This window comes from Rathayibacter sp. AY1F6 (assembly GCF_002932035.1).
GTDB lineage: Bacteria > Actinomycetota > Actinomycetes > Actinomycetales > Microbacteriaceae > Rathayibacter.
The window spans coordinates 1-16837 of sequence record NZ_PSVD01000024.1 but is presented as its reverse complement, the minus strand read 5'-3'; the positions used below and the strand labels follow the sequence as shown (position 1 = coordinate 16837).

The following is a 16837-nucleotide window of genomic DNA, read 5'->3' as shown; positions in this document are numbered from 1 at the left end:
GAGGGGGCCGAGCATGACCGGCACCGATCCCGACGCCGCCGTGGGGTTCCGACCCGACCAGCTGGACGGCTTCCGCATCGGGGTCACCTCCGACCGCCGCTCCGAGGACCTGATCGCCGCGTTCGAGCGCCGCGGTGCCGCCGTCACGCACGCCCCCACCATCCGCATGCGCGGCGTCGACACCGAGGGCGCGCTCGAGGAGGAGACCCGCGCCATCGTCGCCGCCCGTCCCGACGTGCTCCTCGCCACCACCTCCTACGGCCTGCGGCGCTGGCTCGAGGCCGCGGACGCCGCGGGGATCGAGCTGGCCGACGCGCTGTCCTCCGCGCGGATCCTCGTCCGGGGACCCAAGGCGCGCGGAGCGATCCGTGCGGCGGGTCTCGACGACCACGGGATGAGCGAGCGCGAGACGACCACCTCCCTCGTCGACCTGGCCTTGCGCGAGGGCGTCGCCGGCCGCACGATCGCGGTGCAGCTGCACGGATTCACCGACCCGGCTCAGCTGCAGCGTCTCCGCGACGCCGGCGCCCGGGTGCTCACGGCCGCGCCCTACCGCTGGAGCGTGCACGAGGACTCCGCCCGGGTGCTGCGGCTGATCGACGCGGTCTGCGGAGGGGGCATCGACGCCGTCACCTTCACCAGCGCGCCGGCGGTGGAGGCGCTCTTCACGGTCGCGGAGGCCGCGGGCCGCCTCGACGACCTCCAGGCGGCCTTCCGCGAGACGGTGGTCGCCGCCGCCGTCGGCCCCGTGACCGCAGCACCCCTGGTCGAGGCAGGGATCCTCCCGGTCGTGCCGGACCGGTTCCGGATGGGTGCGCTCATCCGCCTGACCTGCGAGCACCTCGAGCAGGCGTCGCCCCGCATCGAGACGGCCTTCGGCACTCTCGAGCTCCGAGGCCGGCACGCCGTCCTGGCCGGGACCCGGGTGGCGCTGACCCCGGTCGCGCTCGCGCTGTTCCGGACTCTCGTCGCCGCCGAGGGCGCGACCGTCGCGCGTCACGTCCTCGCGGCCTCCGCGCCGGAGGCTCTCGACGACCACGCGGTCGACGTCGCTGTCAGCCGCCTCCGTCAGGCCCTCCCCGAACCGCGGCTCGTGGCGACGGTGATCAAGCGCGGCTACCGGCTCGCGACCCCGCTCTGAGTGGCGGCGCGGTGCCACACTGAGCGCGTGGGCAGGCTGAGGGTCGTCGTCGCGCCCGACTCCTTCAAGGGGTCGGCGAGCGCGGTCGAGGTCGCGCGGGCGATCGCCGAGGGCTGGAGCGCTGCGCGCCCGGGGGACGAGATCGTCCTCGCGCCGATGGCCGACGGAGGAGAGGGCACGGTCGAGGCCTTCGCGCTCGCGGTCCCGGGGTCGCTTCGGCGGCCGGTCGTCGTCCCCGGCCCGGACGACCGGCCGGTCCGCGCCTGGTGGCTGCTGCTCCCCGACGGGACAGCTGTCGTCGAGCTCGCCTCCACGAGCGGCATCACGCTGCTCGACCCGCTCCGTCCGCTCACCGCGCACACGCGCGGCTTCGGCCGCGCGATCGCCGCCGCCCTCGACGCGGGGGCGCACGCCCTGCTGCTGGCGATCGGCGGCAGCGCCTCGACCGACGGCGGAGTCGGAGCGCTCCGCGAGCTCGGCGCACGCTTCTCCACCGCCTCCGGCCGCGACCTCGGCGAGGGAGGCGGTGCGCTGCCCGCGCTCGCCGCCGCCGACCTCCGCGCGCTGCGTCCTCTGCCGCCCGGAGGCGCGGTCGTGCTCAGCGATGTCGCGACCCCGCTGCTCGGCGACTCCGGGGCGGCCCGCGTCTTCGGTCCGCAGAAGGGGGCCGGCCCCGAGGACGTCCTCCTCCTCGAGAGCGGCCTCCGCCGTCTCGCCGCGCACCTGGACGCGAATCCCGATGCGCCGGGCTCCGGGGCGGCGGGCGGGACGGGCTTCGGGCTGCTCGCCTGGGGCGCGCGCCCGACCTCCGGCGCCGGCGCCGTCGGACGGGCGATCGGGCTCCCGACGCTCCTCGCGGGCGCGGACGTCGTCATCACGGGGGAGGGGCGCTTCGACGCGCAGTCCGCCGCCGGCAAGGTCCCCTTGCACGTCCTCGCGCTCGCCGAGGCGGCCGGGGCGCGGACGCTCCTCGTCGCCGGGGCGATCGCGGCGCCGACTCCCGGCTTCACCGCGGCGGTGTCGCTGACGGAGGCGGCGGGCTCCTCGTCCGCGGCCCTCGCGGACCCGCTCCCGCACCTGCGCGCCGTCGCCCGGGAGTGGGCCGCGCAGCTCCTCTGACCGTTCGCGGTGTCGGTGGTCGGGCGTACCGTCCGGGCATGCCCCGCGATGCGATCCGACCACCACATCTTGTGGTCGAGCCGCCGCGCGGACCCCACCGGTCGGGCATGCCGACACGCCGTGGCGCGTTGTACACAGTGAACGGGATCCTTCTGTCCACACCTGTGGATGGTTCGTCCGGATCCGCGTCCTTCCGCGGTTCCACGGGCTCCGGCCTGTGGATGAACGGGGGAGGAACCGGTGGATAACTACACGGCTGTAACTACTACGTCTAGTGGGCTGACACCGGCCCGCCCCCTATATGTAGTATTGCTGAGCAGGTCGGAGCGAGAGCCCCACCGGCACCCAGAACTCACCCGGACCACCCTCCGACCCCGCCCGCATCGCGAGCCGCCGGTCGGGGAGCTGCACCGGGACACCCCCTCCGAAAGGCGACACCCATGGCTGTGACGGTCTACACCAAGCCCTCCTGCGTCCAGTGCACCGCGACGTACCGCGCCCTCGACAGCAAGGGCATCGACTACGAGGTGTTCGACCTCTCCGTGGACGAGAAGGCCCTCGAGGCCGTCAAGGCCCTCGGCTACCTCCAGGCGCCGGTCGTCATCACGGACGACGACCACTGGTCCGGCTTCCGCCCCGACAAGATCGCGACCCTCTGAGGCGCACGGGCGGCGATCCGCGACGTCGTCGGCGGGCGCCGTAGCGCCGCTGCGGCTTCCTCCTCCGCCTTGCGGCTCACCGCGCAGCCGCCTCGGAGGCGGGACCGAGAACAGCAGCTGACGGGGAGAGGGGCCGGAGGATGAGCGGGCTCGTGTACTTCTCCAGCAGCTCGGGGAACACGCACCGGTTCATCGAGAAGCTCGGACGGCCGGCGCAGCGCATCCCGCTCCACGCCCGTCGCGACGGAGCCGCCCTCGACACGCTCCACGTCCACGAGCCGTACGTGCTCGTCCTCCCCACCTACGGCGGCGGCAACGGCGGAGGAGCGGTCCCCAAGCAGGTCATCCGGTTCCTCAACGATCCGTGCAACCGCTCCCTGATCCGCGGCGTCATCGGCGCCGGCAACACGAACTTCGGCGAGGCGTACTGCCTCGCCGGCGACATCATCGCCCGCAAGTGCGAGGTGCCGCACCTCTATCGATTCGAAGTATTCGGAACACCCGACGACGTCCGCGCCGTCGACGAAGGATTGGACACGTTTTGGACGCAGCAGTGATCGACGCTCCCCGCGACGCCGCACAGATGGACTACCACTCGCTCAACGCGATGCTGAACCTCTACGGCCCGAACGGAGAGATCCAGTTCGACAAGGACCGCGAGGCCGCTCGCGAGTTCTTCCTGCAGCACGTCAACCAGAACACGGTGTTCTTCCACACGCTCAAGGAGCGCCTCGACTACCTGGTCGAGAAGGAGTACTACGAGCAGGCCGTGCTCGACCAGTACTCGTTCGAGTTCATCCAGCAGCTCAACGACCTGGCGTACTCGAAGAAGTTCCGCTTCGCGACCTTCCTCGGCGCGTTCAAGTACTACACCTCGTACACGCTCAAGACGTTCGACGGGAAGCGCTACCTCGAGCGCTTCGAGGACCGCGTCGTGATGACCGCCCTCGGCCTCGCCCAGGGCGACGAGACGCTCGCGACCGCCCTCGTCGAGGAGATCGTCGCCGGCCGCTTCCAGCCCGCGACCCCGACCTTCCTCAACACAGGCAAGGCCCAGCGCGGCGAGCTCGTCTCCTGCTTCCTGCTGCGCATCGAGGACAACATGGAGTCGATCGCCCGCGGCATCAACTCCGCGCTCCAGCTCTCCAAGCGCGGCGGCGGCGTCGCCCTCTCGCTCTCGAACATCCGCGAGGCCGGCGCCCCGATCAAGCAGATCGAGAACCAGTCCTCGGGCATCATCCCCGTGATGAAGCTCCTCGAGGACAGCTTCAGCTACGCCAACCAGCTCGGCGCGCGCCAGGGCGCGGGAGCGGTGTACCTCTCGGCGCACCACCCCGACATCCTCCGCTTCCTCGACACCAAGCGCGAGAACGCCGACGAGAAGATCCGCATCAAGACGCTCTCCCTCGGCGTCGTCGTGCCCGACATCACGTTCGAGCTCGCGAAGAACAACGAGGACATGTACCTCTTCTCGCCCTACGACGTCGAGCGCGTCTACGGCATCCCCTTCGGCGACATCTCCCTCTCGGAGAAGTACCGCGAGATGGTCGACGACCCGCGCATCAAGAAGACCAAGATCTCGGCGCGCGAGTTCTTCCAGACCATCGCCGAGATCCAGTTCGAGTCGGGCTACCCCTACATCGTGTTCGAGGACACGGTGAACCAGGCGAACCCGATCAAGGGCCGCATCAACATGTCCAACCTCTGCTCCGAGATCCTCCAGGTCAACACTCCGACGACCTACAACGAGGACCTCTCCTATGCGCAGATCGGCAAGGACATCTCCTGCAACCTCGGCTCGCTGAACATCGCGCTGACGATGGACTCGCCCGACTTCGGCCGCACCATCGAGACCGCTATCCGCGGCCTCACCTCGGTGTCCGACCAGTCGCACATCACCTCGGTCCGCTCGATCGAGGACGGCAACGACAAGTCGCACGCCATCGGCCTCGGCCAGATGAACCTGCACGGCTACCTCGCCCGCGAGCGGATCCACTACGGATCCGAGGAGGGCATCGACTTCACCAACATCTACTTCTACTCGGTGCTGTTCCACGCCCTGCGCGCCTCCAACAACCTCTCCATCGAGCGCGGCACCACCTTCGAGGGCTTCGCCGACTCGAAGTACGCCTCGGGTGAGTTCTTCGACACCTACACGGAGAAGGAGTGGACGCCGGCCACCGAGCGCGTCTCCCGCCTCTTCGCCGACTCGGGCATCGCGGTCCCCACCCAGGACGACTGGCGTGCGCTCAAGGCCTCGGTCATGGAGCACGGCATCTACAACCAGAACCTGCAGGCCGTCCCGCCGACCGGCTCGATCTCGTACATCAACAACTCGACGTCCTCGATCCACCCGATCGCGTCGAAGATCGAGATCCGCAAGGAGGGCAAGCTCGGCCGCGTCTACTACCCGGCGCCGTTCATGACGAACGACAACCTGGAGTACTACCAGGACGCGTACGAGATCGGCTACGAGAAGATCATCGACACCTACGCCGCCGCCACGCAGCACGTCGACCAGGGCCTCTCGCTCACGCTCTTCTTCAAGGACACGGCGACCACCCGCGACGTCAACCGCGCTCAGATCTACGCCTGGCGCAAGGGCATCAAGACGATCTACTACATCCGCATCCGTCAGCTGGCGCTCGAGGGCACCGAGCTCGACCAGTGCGTCTCGTGCATGCTCTAGAGCACGCAGCCCCACCCCCCTTCGCACGACCCATCCGCAGCAGCGAGAAGGAATCATGACTCCCCCCGAGAAGCTCAAGCTCGTCGACTCCGTCCAGGCGATCAACTGGAACCGGATCCAGGACGACAAGGACGTCGAGGTGTGGAACCGCCTCACGAGCAACTTCTGGCTGCCCGAGAAGGTCCCGCTGTCGAACGACATCCAGTCGTGGAACACGCTCACGCACCAGGAGCAGCAGCTCACCATGCGCGTGTTCACCGGGCTCACCCTGCTCGACACCGTGCAGGGCACCGTCGGCGCCGTCTCGCTCATCCCGGACGCGATCACGCCTCACGAGGAGGCCGTCTACACGAACATCGCGTTCATGGAGTCGGTCCACGCCAAGTCGTACTCCTCGGTGTTCTCGACCCTGTCGAACACCCAGGACATCGACGAGGCCTTCCGCTGGTCGATGGAGAACCCGAACCTGCAGAAGAAGGCGTCCATCGTGATGGACTACTACCGCGGCGACGACCCGCTGAAGCGGAAGGTCGCCTCCACGCTGCTGGAGTCCTTCCTCTTCTACTCGGGCTTCTACCTGCCGATGTACTGGTCCTCGCGTGCCAAGCTCACCAACACGGCCGACCTCGTGCGCCTGATCATCCGCGACGAGGCCGTGCACGGCTACTACATCGGCTACAAGTTCCAGAAGGGACTCGAGCGGGTCGACCAGGCCAAGCGCGACGAGATCAAGGACTACACGTTCTCGCTGCTCTACGAGCTCTACGACAACGAGGCGCAGTACACGCAGGACCTCTACGACCAGCTCGGCCTGACCGAGGACGTCAAGAAGTTCCTGCACTACAACGCCAACAAGGCGCTGATGAACCTCGGCTACGAGCCGATGTTCCCCAAGCAGGTCACCGATGTGAACCCCGCGATCCTGTCGGCCCTCTCGCCCAACGCGGACGAGAACCACGACTTCTTCTCGGGCTCCGGCTCCTCCTACGTGATCGGCAAGGCCGTGAACACCGAGGACGAGGACTGGGACTTCTAGGCGTCGACACCGCGTCCCGGCCTCCACGGCGAACGGCCCCTCCCCTCGCGGGTGAGGGGCCGTTCCTCGTCTTGGGCGGCGGGCGGGCGTCGGGTCGCCGCGCCCGCCGAGGCACCGCCCTGTCGCCGAGGCGCCGTCCTCCCGGCGGCGCCTCGGGCGGTTCGGCGGTGTCTCGGCGGAACTGGGCCGGAGCGGCTGTCGCGGGCGCCGTCAGAGGGCCAGGCGCATCAGCACCCGGGGGAAGCCGCCGAGCACCGAGGTCGTGTCCGCGGCCCTCTCGAAGCCGGCGCGCTCGAACAGCGAGCGCGTGCCGACGTACGCCATCGTCCGGTCGACCTCCGCACCGGCGTTGTCGACCGGGTAGCCCTCGATCACCGGTGCCCCGTGGGCTCGGGCGAACTCGACGGCGCCCTCGAGCAGCGGATGCGAGATCCCGCGCCCGCGGAAGCCGGGCCGCACGCGCAGGCACCACACGCTCCACACGTCGAGGGCGTCCACGTGCGGGATGCGCCGGTTCGTCGCGTAGCTCGTGTCGGCCCGGGGGTGCACCGCCGCCCAGCCGACCACCTCGTCGCCGTCGTACGCGAGGACGCCGGGCGGAGGATCTTCCGCGACGAGCTCCCGCACCCGGGCGCCGCGAGCGGGACCGGCGAGAGCCCGGTTCTCGACGGAGGAGCGGAGCCGGTAGCTCAGGCACCAGCACACGCTCGCGTCGGGGCGCTTCGGGCCGACCATAGTCGCCAGGTCGTCGAAGACGGTGGCTGCGCGCACCTCGATCGTCATGGCGGCAGCCTTCCCCCGTCGCGATGCGCGGACAAGCCGTTCAGAACTCAGGACGAACGACGAAGGACTCCCTCCCTGCCGCGGAATCGGGGTCGCGGCACCACGTTCGTCCGGCATCCTCGACGCCCTCCGCCGATTCACCACTCCGCCGGATGAATCGCACCAGCACCCCCTGTTGGACGGCGCCCAGGCGGGGCGCCTACCGTGGACGAGGTATCCAACGAAGGAGCACTCCCTGTGAAGCACGTCCCCCTCGGCACCTCCGGTGTCGACTCCCCGAACGTCGTCCTCGGCCTCATGCGCATCCCCGAGATGAGCGACGAGGCGATCCGCGGCCTCGTCGGCGCCGCCCGCGACTCCGGCATCGACTTCTTCGACCACGCCGACGTGTACGGCGGCGAGCTGCACCGCTGCGAGGAGCGCTTCGCCGAGGCGATGGCGCTCACCCCGTCGGAGCGTGAGCACGTCGTCCTGCAGACCAAGGCGGGCATCGTCCCGGACGGCCCCTACTTCGACTTCTCGTACGAGCACCTCATCGCCTCGGTCGAGGGCTCGCTGAAGGCGCTGCGCACCGACTACGTCGACGTGCTGCTCCTGCACCGGCCCGACGCGCTCGTCGAGCCCGATGAGGTGGCCCGCGCGTTCGACGAGCTGCACGCGTCCGGCAAGGTGAAGCACTTCGGCGTCTCGAACCAGACGCCGTACCAGATCGAGCTGCTGAAGAAGTCGCTGAACCAGCCGATCGTGGCGAACCAGCTGCAGCTCTCGATCACCCATGCGCCGCTGATCGCGCAGGGCGTCGCCTCCAACATGGTCGGCGAGGATCAGTCCGTCATGCGCGACGCCGGCATCCTCGACTACTGCCGCCTGAACGGCATCACCGTCCAGGCCTGGTCGCCCTTCCAGGCGGGGTTCTTCACCGGCGTCTTCCTCGACAACCCGGCCTACCCCGAGCTGAACGCCGTCATCCACCGGCTCGCAGCGACGTACGAGGTCCCGGCGATCGCCGTGGCCACCGCCTGGATCACCCGCCACCCGGCGGGCATGCAGGTCGTGCTCGGCACGACCAACGAGCAGCGCGTGCGCGATGCGGCCCTCGGCTCCGATCTGCCGCTCACGCGGCCGGAGTGGTACGAGCTGTTCCGCGCGGCAGGCTACCTCGTCCCCTAGAGCTCCCACCCCGGAGGAAATGCGCGTCGGCGCAGAGAGGCACGGACTCCCCGGAGTCCGTGCCTCTTCCCGTCCCCGCGAGACGCCGGTCGGAACGCCCGCCGCGGTGTGCCGTGGACCGAAGCGGCATCTCGCGGGGGAGGGGCGGGAATAGGAACGGCAACCCTGCGTTGAACTTGAGCGTAACCGACTCAACTTCCTCAGGAGGACAGGTGCCCGACAACTACAGCGAGGCCGGAGCGAGCTCGTTCGACGACTTCCTCGCCCGCTACCTCGACGGTGAGCGCGCCCGCGCGGCGCGGTCGATCGACCTCAGCCGATTCCTCACCGCCCGTACCCGCGACATCCTGCAGTCCGCAGGACGCTTCGCCCTCGAGCGCGGCCAGACCGAGCTCGACGCCCTGCACGTGCTCCGCGTGCTCATCGACGACGAGACCGTCTCGCAGGCCGTGCGCCGCATCGGCGTCGACCCCGCCGCCATCGCCACCGCCGCGGAGGCGCGCCTCCCGCAGGCCGACGAGGCCCACGCCTCGCAGAACGCGGCCACCATCACCCCCAGCGCGCAGCGCGCGCTGTTCCACGCCTACCAGGTCGCCCGCTCCAGCGGCTCGACCTACATCGAGCCCGAGCACCTCTTCTTCGCGCTCGTGCTCGGCCAGGACGCCCCCGCCGGGCAGGTCCTCGCCCGCGCCGGCGTCACCGCCGAGGCCCTCACCCAGGGCATGCGCGAGACCGAGGCCCCGCAGCAGCAGGAGGCGGGACAGCCCGCCTCCGACACTCCGATGCTCGACAAGTTCGGCACCGACCTCACCGCTCTCGCCCGCGAGGGCCGGCTCGACCCGGTCATCGGGCGCGCCGACGAGATCGAGCAGACCGTCGAGATCCTCAGCCGCCGCACCAAGAACAACCCGGTGCTCGTCGGCGAGGCCGGCGTCGGCAAGACCGCCATCGTCGAGGGCCTGGCCCGCGCGATCGTGGCGGAGGAGGTCCCCGAGCAGCTGCGCGGCAAGCGCGTGATCTCGCTCGATCTCCCCGGCATGCTGGCCGGCACCCGCTACCGCGGCGACTTCGAGGAGCGCCTCACCGGCACCATGGACGAGATCGCGGCGCACTCCGGCGAGCTGATCGTCTTCATCGACGAGGTCCACACCGTCGTCGGTGCGGGCGGCGGCGGCGAGGGCGGCATGGACGCGGGCAACATCCTCAAGCCGCGTCTGGCCCGAGGCGAGCTGCACCTCGTCGGCGCCACCACGCTCAAGGAGTACCGCACCATCGAGAAGGACCCGGCACTGGAGCGGCGCTTCCAGCCGGTCCGCGTCGGCGAGCCCGGCATCGAGGACGCGGTCGCCATCCTGCACGGCCTGCGCCCCGCCTACGAGGAGCACCACCGCGTGCGCTTCACGGACGAGGCCCTGCGCGCCTCCGTCGAGCTCTCGGCCCGGTACCTCACCGACCGCGTGCTGCCCGACAAGGCGATCGACCTGATCGACCAGGCCGGCGCGCGCCTCCGCCTCCGCCTCGGAGCCGGCGTCGACACCGGAGCTCTGCTCGAGCGTCTGGCGACCCTGGAGGCCGAAAAGAACGCGGCCGTCTCGGCCGAGCACTACGAGGAGGCGTCCCGCGTCCGCGACGAGATCAGCGCCGTGCAGGCGGAGCTCGACGCGGCCACCGGCAGCGCCCCCGCGGAGGCGGTCGTCGGCGAGACCGAGATCGCGGCCGTCATCGCCCGCGCCACCGGCATCCCGGTGTCGCGGCTCACGGAGGGGGAGCGCGAGCGCCTCGCCCACCTCGAGACCGAGCTGCACCAGCGGGTCATCGGCCAGGACGACGCGGTCACCGCGGTCGCCCGGGCCGTCCGCCGCAGCCGCACAGGCCTCGGCGACTCCTCGCGCCCGGTCGGCTCGTTCCTCTTCCTCGGTCCGACCGGTGTCGGCAAGACGGAGCTGGCGCGCACCCTCGCGGGCTCCCTCTTCGCCGATGAGCAGTCGGTCATCCGCTTCGACATGAGCGAGTTCGGCGAGCGTCACACGGTCTCGCGGCTGGTCGGCGCCCCTCCCGGGTACGTCGGCTACGACGAGGCCGGTCAGCTGACCGAGCGCGTGCGCCGGAACCCGTACTCGGTGGTCCTCTTCGACGAGATCGAGAAGGCGCACCCCGACGTTTTCAACCTGCTGCTGCAGGTGCTCGACGACGGGCGTCTGACCGACGGCCAGGGGCGGACGGTCGACTTCCGCAACACGGTGATCATCATGACCTCGAACCTCGGCTCGGAGTTCCTGGCCTCGCGGTCGGGTGCGCTCGGCTTCGTCGCTCAGAGCGACGCGTCGGCCGAGGGCTTCGCCTCGGAGAAGGACCTGCGCGATCGCGTCATGGGCCGTCTCCGCGAGGCGATGCGCCCCGAGTTCCTCAACCGGATCGACGAGATCGTCCTGTTCCGCCGCCTCGGCCGCGAGCAGCTGCGGGAGATCGTCGGCATCGTCCTCGACACCACGCGCTCCCGCCTCGCTCCCCGCGAGGTGACGCTCGAGGTGACGGAGGCGGCCGTCGACTGGCTCGCCGAGAACGGCTACGAGCCGCAGTACGGCGCCCGGCCCCTGCGCCGGCTCGTCCAGCGCTCCATCGACGACCGGATCGCCGACCTGTTCGTCAGCGGCGAGGTCTCCGACGGAGGCGCGGTCCGCGTCGACGCCGTCGCCGGCGAGCTGCTGGTGACCTCGGCCGCCGCCCTCCCGCTGGCCGCGTAGCCGGTCCCGCTCCGACCCCCGTCCCTCCTCCTTCCGCGAGACACCGCTCGTGACGACGGCACCGCCCGTCGTCGCGAGCGGCGCCCGCGGAGGGGGAGGGGCGGGGGTCTTCGCGTCCCCACGGCTTGCCACAGCGGTCCGGGCGGGATAGACACGAGATCACGAGAACCGGAGGCACGATGTCGAACCCGCGCTACTACGACCCCGTGGGCAAGGCGGTCCGGGCGCTGCTCGTGCTGAGCCTCGTCTGCTTCGCCCTGGCGGTGGGCATGTTCGCCCTCGACATCGTCATGCCCGGCACCATGACGGACGAGCGACGGCCCTGGGCCGAGGCCAGCGGGGCGCTCGCCTCGTTCGGCGTGCTGGCCCTCATCGTCTACTTCGCGACCGTCGCGATCGTCGGCGCGATCCGGGGGCGCGGGCAGTAGCCCCGGCTCCGACGCCGTCGTCCGACAGGAACGCGTCCGGCCCGCGGGATCCGAGGATCCTCGCGGGCCGGACGCGTTCTCGCGAGCCGTCGGGCGCCGGTCAGGGGCACTTCTTCGCGGTGATCGTCACCTTCAGCGTGGCGTCCGGAGCGACGGGGGAGCCGCCGGCCGGCTCCTGCCCGGTGACCTGGCCGGCGTCGGGCGCCTTCGGGTCCTCGGCGCAGGCGAGCGTGATCTTCGTGAAGCCGGCGGCGCCGAAGGCGTTCTTCGCGGCCTCCAGATCCTGGCCCGTCACGTTCGGCACGGTCTTCTGGTTGCCGGAGCTGGTGAACACGGTGATCGCGGTGCCGCGCGGGGCCGAGCCCGACGGGTCGGCGCGGGTGACCGTCCCGACCGCGGCGTCGCTCGCCTCCGTGCCGCCCTGCACGACGCCGAAGCCGGCCGCCTCGAGCTTGGCCTCGGCGTCGGCGGAGGAGAGCCCGACGACATCCGGGATGTCGACCTTCGGGACGACCTGCAGCGAGCCGTCGGCCTCCGGGAACGCCGTCCCGCCGTACGTCGCGTCGGCGGCGCGCATGACGACCGGCCAGATGCGGTGGCGCGCGGTGGCGGCGGATCCGGAGTCGAAGGAGTAGCGGCCGAGGCGCAGGTTCGCGTCGCCCTTCACGTTGAACACGCCGACGGCGGTCGCGACGCGGGTGCTCGCTCCGGTCATCCAGGTGGCCTTCGCGTCGTCGGTGGTGCCGGTCTTGCCGATCAGCGGAACGCCGTCGCCGGTGCGGGAGGCCACGGCCGTCCCTCCGCCGGTGAAGGTCGCCTGCAGCGCGACGGCCGCGGTGGCGGCGACGTTGCGGTCGATCGACTGGCGGCAGTTCGCCGGGGGCACCGGCTGGTCGGCTCCGGCGGAGTCGGTGATGCGGTCGATCGCGACGGGGTCGCAGGTCGTGCCGCCGGAGGCGATGGTGGCGAAGGCGCCGGCCATCGAGAGGGGCGAGACGTAGTTCGTGCCGAGCACCGACGACGGGTTGTGCTCGAGCTCCTCGCCGCTGCCCTGCTTCACGCCCATGTCGACCGCGGTGTCGCGGATGCCGCACAGGTCGAGCTCACGGGCCATGCCGACGAAGCCGGTGTTGAGGGAGGTCTTCGTGAAGGACACCGGGGTGCCGACCTCGCCGGTTCCGCCCTCGTCGTTCTTCGCGCTCGTCTCGTTGCTCGTGTCGGTGCCGCCGGAGACGCAGGAGTCCGTGAAGGTGCCCCAGGTGGACTTGCGCGTCCCGTCGACCGACTCGTTGATGCTGTGGCCCTCCTTCAGCCACTCCACCAGGGTGAAGAGCTTGTAGGTCGAGCCCGGCTGGATCCCGGAGGATCCGCCGTTGGCCCGATCGGTGCTGTAGTTCACGGCGCTGTAGGACGGGTCCGTCGTGAGGACGTCCGGATCCTGCGAGTACTTCTTGTTCTGCGTCATCGCGAGCACGCGCCCGGATCCGACCTCGACGCTGACCGAGACGGCTCCGACGTCGAAGTTCCAGGTCTGCGGGACCTGCGCGTCGACGGCGGCGACGGCCGCGTCCTGCAGGCCGACGTCGAGCGTCGTGTAGACGTCGAGGCCGCCGCGGCGGAAGTTGGTCCAGCGGGTGTCCTCGTCGGCGCCGAAGATCTCGTTGTTCTTCAGGACGTTGGTGACGTAGTCGCAGAAGAAGCCCGCGTTGCCCGCGGTCGAGCAGCCGGTGCTGGGCTGGGTGATGCGGGGCTCGATCGGAGCGGCGACGGCGGCGTCGTGGTCCTCCTGCGAGATCTTCCCCTCCTCGAGCATCTTGCCGATGATGTAGTCGCGGCGGTCCTTGTTGCGGGCGTAGCCGTTCGCGGCGCCGTTGTCCGGGTTGTCGGGCTGGTCGATCCGCAGGACGGCCGGGTTGTTGACGATCGCGATGAGGCTCGCGGCCTGGGCGATCGAGAGGTCCGCTGCCGAGGTCGCGTAGTAGTAGTTCGCGGCGGTCTCGAGGCCGTAGGTGGTGCCTCCGAAGAACGCGATGTTGAGGTAGCCCTGGAGGATCTGGTCCTTCGTGTACTGCTTCTCGAGCCCGATGGCGAGCTTCATCTCGCGGAGCTTGCGCTCGGGGGAGGTCCGGGTGGCCTCGTCGATCGCGGCCGCGCGCTCGGCGTCGTCCGAGATGTTGCGGACGGCCTTCTCGACGAGGACGTTCTTCACGTACTGCTGGGTGATCGAGGATCCGCCCTGCACGTCGTTGCCGAGCACGTAGGTCTGCGCGACGGCGCGGAGCGTGCCGGGGAGGTCGACTCCGCCGTGGTCGTAGAAGCGGGGGTCCTCACCCGAGACGGCGGCGTCCTTGGCGGCCTGGGCGATGCGGTCGAGCGGCACCTCGACGCGGTTCTCGACGTAGAAGGAGGCGAGCAGCTGCGGGCCGTCGGAGCCGGTCGCGTAGATGTTGCTCTTCTCGGAGAGCTTGTCGACCTCGAGGTAGTCGGGCAGGCCGTCGAAGACGCCGATCGACTGGTTCGCGGCGACTCCGGCGAGCGCCACGGCCGGGGTGACGGTGGCGGTCACGAGGACTCCGGCCACGACGCTCATGCCCAGGAAGCCCACGATCGCCTTGACCACACCACCGGTGGTCCTTCTGTCGGACGCCAAACCTTCTCCTTCGCGAATCCCCCCGGATGCTGCGACGACCGCGGCCGACGCCCTGCACGCTCCGTGCGGCAGGTCAACCTCGACAGACTAACCCGAGAGCCCCCGAAGACGAAGGCCCGGCCAGAGGCCTGAAAAGACCCTGACCGCGACCCGGGGGACGGTGTTCCCTAGGCTGTCGGCATGGCGAGCCCCTCCTCCGACCCCGGACCGGCCGACGCGACGACCCCGGAGGCCGCTCCGGTCGCGCCCCCGCAGGCCGTCCCCGCACCGCCCACGGGCGCCCTCTCGTACGCTCTCGGCTTCCTCGCGTTCATCGGGATCCCGTTCCTCAGCCTGATCGTGGGCGGCATCGTCATGGCGTCCGTGTACCCCTCCGCCCGGAGGAAGGGCGGGCTCGCCGCCGAGAACGCGCGGAACGCGGCGAACTGGGGCCTGACGGTGATCCTGATCGGGGTCGTGACGCTCGGCGCGCACGTCGTGCTGCTCTTCGCCGCCTCCGACACCCCGCTCGCGAAGGACTTCTATCCGATCGGCATCCCGATCACGCTGTTCGCCGTGCTCTGGCTGGTGCACTTCGTGCTGATCATCTGCGGACTGGTGAAGGCGAACCAGCGCGAGGTGTTCCGTCCGCGCATCGCGATCCCGTTCCTCCGCCCGCCCGCGGCCTGAGCTCAGGCGCCGACGGGCCAGAGGTAGTCGAGCCCCGGCGGCGTGCCGGGGAACAGCGGGCCGTAGTGGTCCTCGTCCTTGGCCACGAGCTTCGAGCGGTGCGAGAGGTGCAGCCGCTCGTCGCCGAACCACGGCGGGAGCGCGTAGTCGCCGGTCAGGTAGGCGGCGAGATCCTCCGGGGTGGCGGCGAGGGCCTCCTCGGTCTTCACGAGGCACGTGTCGGCGAAGCCGCGCTCCGTCCACTCCGCGCAGGTCTCGCGCTGGTAGGTCATCAGCGCCGGTCGGTAGCCCCGCCACATCCGCGTGACGGGGTGGTTCTGCCAGCCGTACCCCGGGACGGTCAGCGCCCGCATGACCTGCAGCGTCTCGACGCGCTGCTTGCCGAGCCGCTTGCCGTCGAGGGCGCGGACGCTGCGGTGGAAGTCGGGGTAGGGGAGGAAGGTCTGCACGCCTCCCAGTCAACAGCGGCCCGTCTCCCTCCGGCCACCCTCCCGTCACGCCGATGTCGCCTGGCGTGCGTAGCGTCCGGGGCATGACCGGACTCCCCCTCCTCGCCACCGACGACGTGCAGCTGCGCTGGGCGCGGCCCGAGGTCCTCGACTCCGCCCGCCACCGGATGCTGCGCCTGCTCACCCTCGCTGAGCGCCTGCGCTACGAGGCGACGAGTCGACGCGAGGTCCGGGACGGCTTCCTCCTCGGCCGGGTCCTCGTGCGCGAGCTGGCTGCTGAGACGCTCGGGATCGATCCCCTCGAGGTCGCCGTGGACGCGCGCTGCGAGCGCTGCTCCGGACCGCACGGCCGCCCGGTGCTCCGCGGCGAGCACCCGGCGCTGGAGCGGATGCGGATCAGCATCGCGCACTGCGACGGCGCGGTGGTCGCGGCGCTGGCGACCGGACGCGACATCGGGATCGACGCGGTGCGCGCCCGCAGCGTCCGCGACCGCGTGGCGTCAGGGGCGACGACGGCGGAGCAGGTGCTCGCCGATCTGCGCTCGCAGGCGGTCGCGAAGGCCGACGGGCGCGGGACGTCGAGCGACGAGCCCGTCCGCTTCCGCACCAGGGAGGGCGCGACCGAGGCCTGGATCGAGGGCTCGAGCCGCTACTTCGCCGTCTCTGAGCCGACGGTCCACTCCGCGCTCGTCGTGGCGGTCGCGGTCGCTCAGGAGTGACCGCGGGGCGCGGTCCCCGGCCGTTGCGCTGGTCCGCGCCTAGGCGAACAGCGACAGCGTGATCGTCGAGCGGTAGGAGCCGGCCTCGACGTCCGGCTCGGCCAGCAGCCGCAGCTCGGCGTCGGCGCTCCAGGTGCCGGCCCCGCCGGCGGCTCCGAGCAGCAGCGCGTCCTGCAGGCCCGCGCCGCCCTCGAGGGAGGAGGCGACCGGATCGCCCGCGACGGCGCCGGTGCCGGTGATCAGGCGCGGGGTCCAGCCGAGGTGGTCGGCTCCGATCGAGGCGCTCGGGCCGGTGAGGGCGCTCGCCGAGGCGAGGACGTACCAGTCGTTCTGCGCGCCGACGCGCGAGTCGGTGACGGTGACCGTGGGGAGCCCGCCCGTGAACCGGCGCTGGAGGGCGGTGGAGCCCGACTCGGCGAGGTCGACGGCGTCGGCGGCGACGGAGAGCGAGAGGGAGCCGGGCTGCGCGGGAGGAGTGATGTCGACGTCGACGTCCACTCCGTCGAGGTCGTGGAGCAGGGGCGGCGTGCGGGCCGGGTCCTCGCCGGTGAGGGGATCGGCGGCGTCGGGCGGGGTGGCGG

The 16837-nt window shown here is 70.9% G+C and carries 15 protein-coding genes; 11 read left to right on the top strand and 4 right to left on the bottom strand.

Features of this window, described 5'->3' with window-relative positions:
• The first annotated feature begins 13 nt into the window (after positions 1 to 13).
• The 6 genes from C5C44_RS14700 to nrdF all read left to right on the top strand — a co-directional run bounded on the left by C5C44_RS14700 (position 14) and on the right by nrdF (position 6644).
• Complete coding sequence (locus tag C5C44_RS14700; RefSeq protein WP_104238252.1) at positions 14 to 1141, top strand: uroporphyrinogen-III synthase; 1128 nt, start codon at positions 14 to 16, stop codon at positions 1139 to 1141.
• A gap of 36 nt (positions 1142 to 1177) precedes the next feature.
• Positions 1178 to 2260 carry a glycerate kinase gene (locus C5C44_RS14695; RefSeq protein ID WP_104328005.1) on the top strand — a complete coding sequence of 361 codons (1083 nt, stop codon included), beginning with the start codon at positions 1178 to 1180 and terminating at the stop codon, positions 2258 to 2260.
• Positions 2261 to 2700: 440 nt separating this feature from the next.
• A complete protein-coding gene (gene nrdH, locus C5C44_RS14690; RefSeq protein ID WP_068255139.1) occupies positions 2701 to 2919 on the top strand; it encodes a glutaredoxin-like protein NrdH in 219 nt (72 codons plus the stop codon).
• Positions 2920 to 3059: 140 nt separating this feature from the next.
• A complete protein-coding gene (gene nrdI / locus C5C44_RS14685) occupies positions 3060 to 3476 on the top strand; it encodes a class Ib ribonucleoside-diphosphate reductase assembly flavoprotein NrdI (protein ID WP_104224357.1) in 417 nt (138 codons plus the stop codon).
• Positions 3477 to 3502: 26 nt separating this feature from the next.
• On the top strand, positions 3503 to 5608 hold the full coding sequence (gene nrdE / locus C5C44_RS14680; RefSeq protein WP_104267670.1) for a class 1b ribonucleoside-diphosphate reductase subunit alpha: 2106 nt from the start codon (positions 3503 to 3505) through the stop codon (positions 5606 to 5608).
• 55 nt (positions 5609 to 5663) lie between these two features.
• Complete coding sequence (gene nrdF, locus C5C44_RS14675) at positions 5664 to 6644, top strand: class 1b ribonucleoside-diphosphate reductase subunit beta (protein WP_104224358.1); 981 nt, start codon at positions 5664 to 5666, stop codon at positions 6642 to 6644.
• Positions 6645 to 6854: 210 nt separating this feature from the next.
• Here the strand turns inward: nrdF and C5C44_RS14670 are convergent, their stop codons facing one another.
• Positions 6855 to 7427 (bottom strand): GNAT family N-acetyltransferase, encoded by a 573-nt coding sequence (locus C5C44_RS14670; RefSeq protein WP_104336103.1) that lies wholly within the window; start codon positions 7425 to 7427, stop codon positions 6855 to 6857.
• A gap of 237 nt (positions 7428 to 7664) precedes the next feature.
• On the opposite strand from C5C44_RS14670, the gene C5C44_RS14665 reads away from it, so the two are divergent.
• The 3 genes from C5C44_RS14665 (at position 7665) to C5C44_RS14655 (ending at position 11769) form a co-directional block, all read left to right on the top strand.
• Positions 7665 to 8597 (top strand): aldo/keto reductase family oxidoreductase, encoded by a 933-nt coding sequence (locus C5C44_RS14665; protein ID WP_258066765.1) that lies wholly within the window; start codon positions 7665 to 7667, stop codon positions 8595 to 8597.
• 212 nt (positions 8598 to 8809) lie between these two features.
• Positions 8810 to 11341 carry an ATP-dependent Clp protease ATP-binding subunit gene (locus tag C5C44_RS14660; protein ID WP_104227170.1) on the top strand — a complete coding sequence of 844 codons (2532 nt, stop codon included), beginning with the start codon at positions 8810 to 8812 and terminating at the stop codon, positions 11339 to 11341.
• Between the two features lie 179 nt (positions 11342 to 11520).
• Positions 11521 to 11769 (top strand): hypothetical protein, encoded by a 249-nt coding sequence (locus C5C44_RS14655; protein ID WP_104224361.1) that lies wholly within the window; start codon positions 11521 to 11523, stop codon positions 11767 to 11769.
• Positions 11770 to 11869: 100 nt separating this feature from the next.
• Here the strand turns inward: C5C44_RS14655 and C5C44_RS14650 are convergent, their stop codons facing one another.
• Positions 11870 to 14419, bottom strand: coding sequence for a transglycosylase domain-containing protein (locus tag C5C44_RS14650; protein ID WP_258063707.1), 2550 nt, complete (start codon positions 14417 to 14419; stop codon positions 11870 to 11872).
• A 180-nt stretch (positions 14420 to 14599) separates the two neighbouring features.
• Here C5C44_RS14650 and C5C44_RS14645 point away from each other — a divergent pair, with 180 nt between their 5' ends.
• Positions 14600 to 15088 (top strand): DUF4870 domain-containing protein, encoded by a 489-nt coding sequence (locus tag C5C44_RS14645; RefSeq protein ID WP_104261493.1) that lies wholly within the window; start codon positions 14600 to 14602, stop codon positions 15086 to 15088.
• A 2-nt stretch (positions 15089 to 15090) separates the two neighbouring features.
• Here the strand turns inward: C5C44_RS14645 and C5C44_RS14640 are convergent, their stop codons facing one another.
• Positions 15091 to 15537, bottom strand: coding sequence for an MSMEG_6728 family protein (locus C5C44_RS14640; protein ID WP_104336102.1), 447 nt, complete (start codon positions 15535 to 15537; stop codon positions 15091 to 15093).
• Between the two features lie 83 nt (positions 15538 to 15620).
• Between C5C44_RS14640 and C5C44_RS14635 the strand changes: the two genes are divergently transcribed.
• A complete protein-coding gene (locus tag C5C44_RS14635) occupies positions 15621 to 16256 on the top strand; it encodes a 4'-phosphopantetheinyl transferase superfamily protein (RefSeq protein WP_104309716.1) in 636 nt (211 codons plus the stop codon).
• A gap of 39 nt (positions 16257 to 16295) precedes the next feature.
• On the opposite strand, the gene C5C44_RS17130 is transcribed toward C5C44_RS14635, so the two are convergent.
• The coding region (locus C5C44_RS17130; protein WP_104336101.1) for a hypothetical protein at positions 16296 to 16837 on the bottom strand (542 nt) is incomplete at its 5' end.

Bases quoted from the DNA above. Each gene is read 5' to 3' on its own strand.
- C5C44_RS14700 (WP_104238252.1), top strand. From the start codon at position 14: ATGACCGGCACCGATCCCGACGCCGCCGTGGGGTTCCGACCCGACCAG.
- nrdH (WP_068255139.1), top strand. From the start codon at position 2,701: ATGGCTGTGACGGTCTACACCAAGCCCTCCTGCGTCCAGTGCACCGCG.
- nrdI (WP_104224357.1), top strand. From the start codon at position 3,060: ATGAGCGGGCTCGTGTACTTCTCCAGCAGCTCGGGGAACACGCACCGG.
- nrdE (WP_104267670.1), top strand. From the start codon at position 3,503: ATGGACTACCACTCGCTCAACGCGATGCTGAACCTCTACGGCCCGAAC.
- nrdF (WP_104224358.1), top strand. From the start codon at position 5,664: ATGACTCCCCCCGAGAAGCTCAAGCTCGTCGACTCCGTCCAGGCGATC.
- C5C44_RS14670 (WP_104336103.1), bottom strand. From the start codon at position 7,427: ATGACGATCGAGGTGCGCGCAGCCACCGTCTTCGACGACCTGGCGACT.
- C5C44_RS14655 (WP_104224361.1), top strand. From the start codon at position 11,521: ATGTCGAACCCGCGCTACTACGACCCCGTGGGCAAGGCGGTCCGGGCG.
- C5C44_RS14645 (WP_104261493.1), top strand. From the start codon at position 14,600: ATGGCGAGCCCCTCCTCCGACCCCGGACCGGCCGACGCGACGACCCCG.
- C5C44_RS14635 (WP_104309716.1), top strand. From the start codon at position 15,621: ATGACCGGACTCCCCCTCCTCGCCACCGACGACGTGCAGCTGCGCTGG.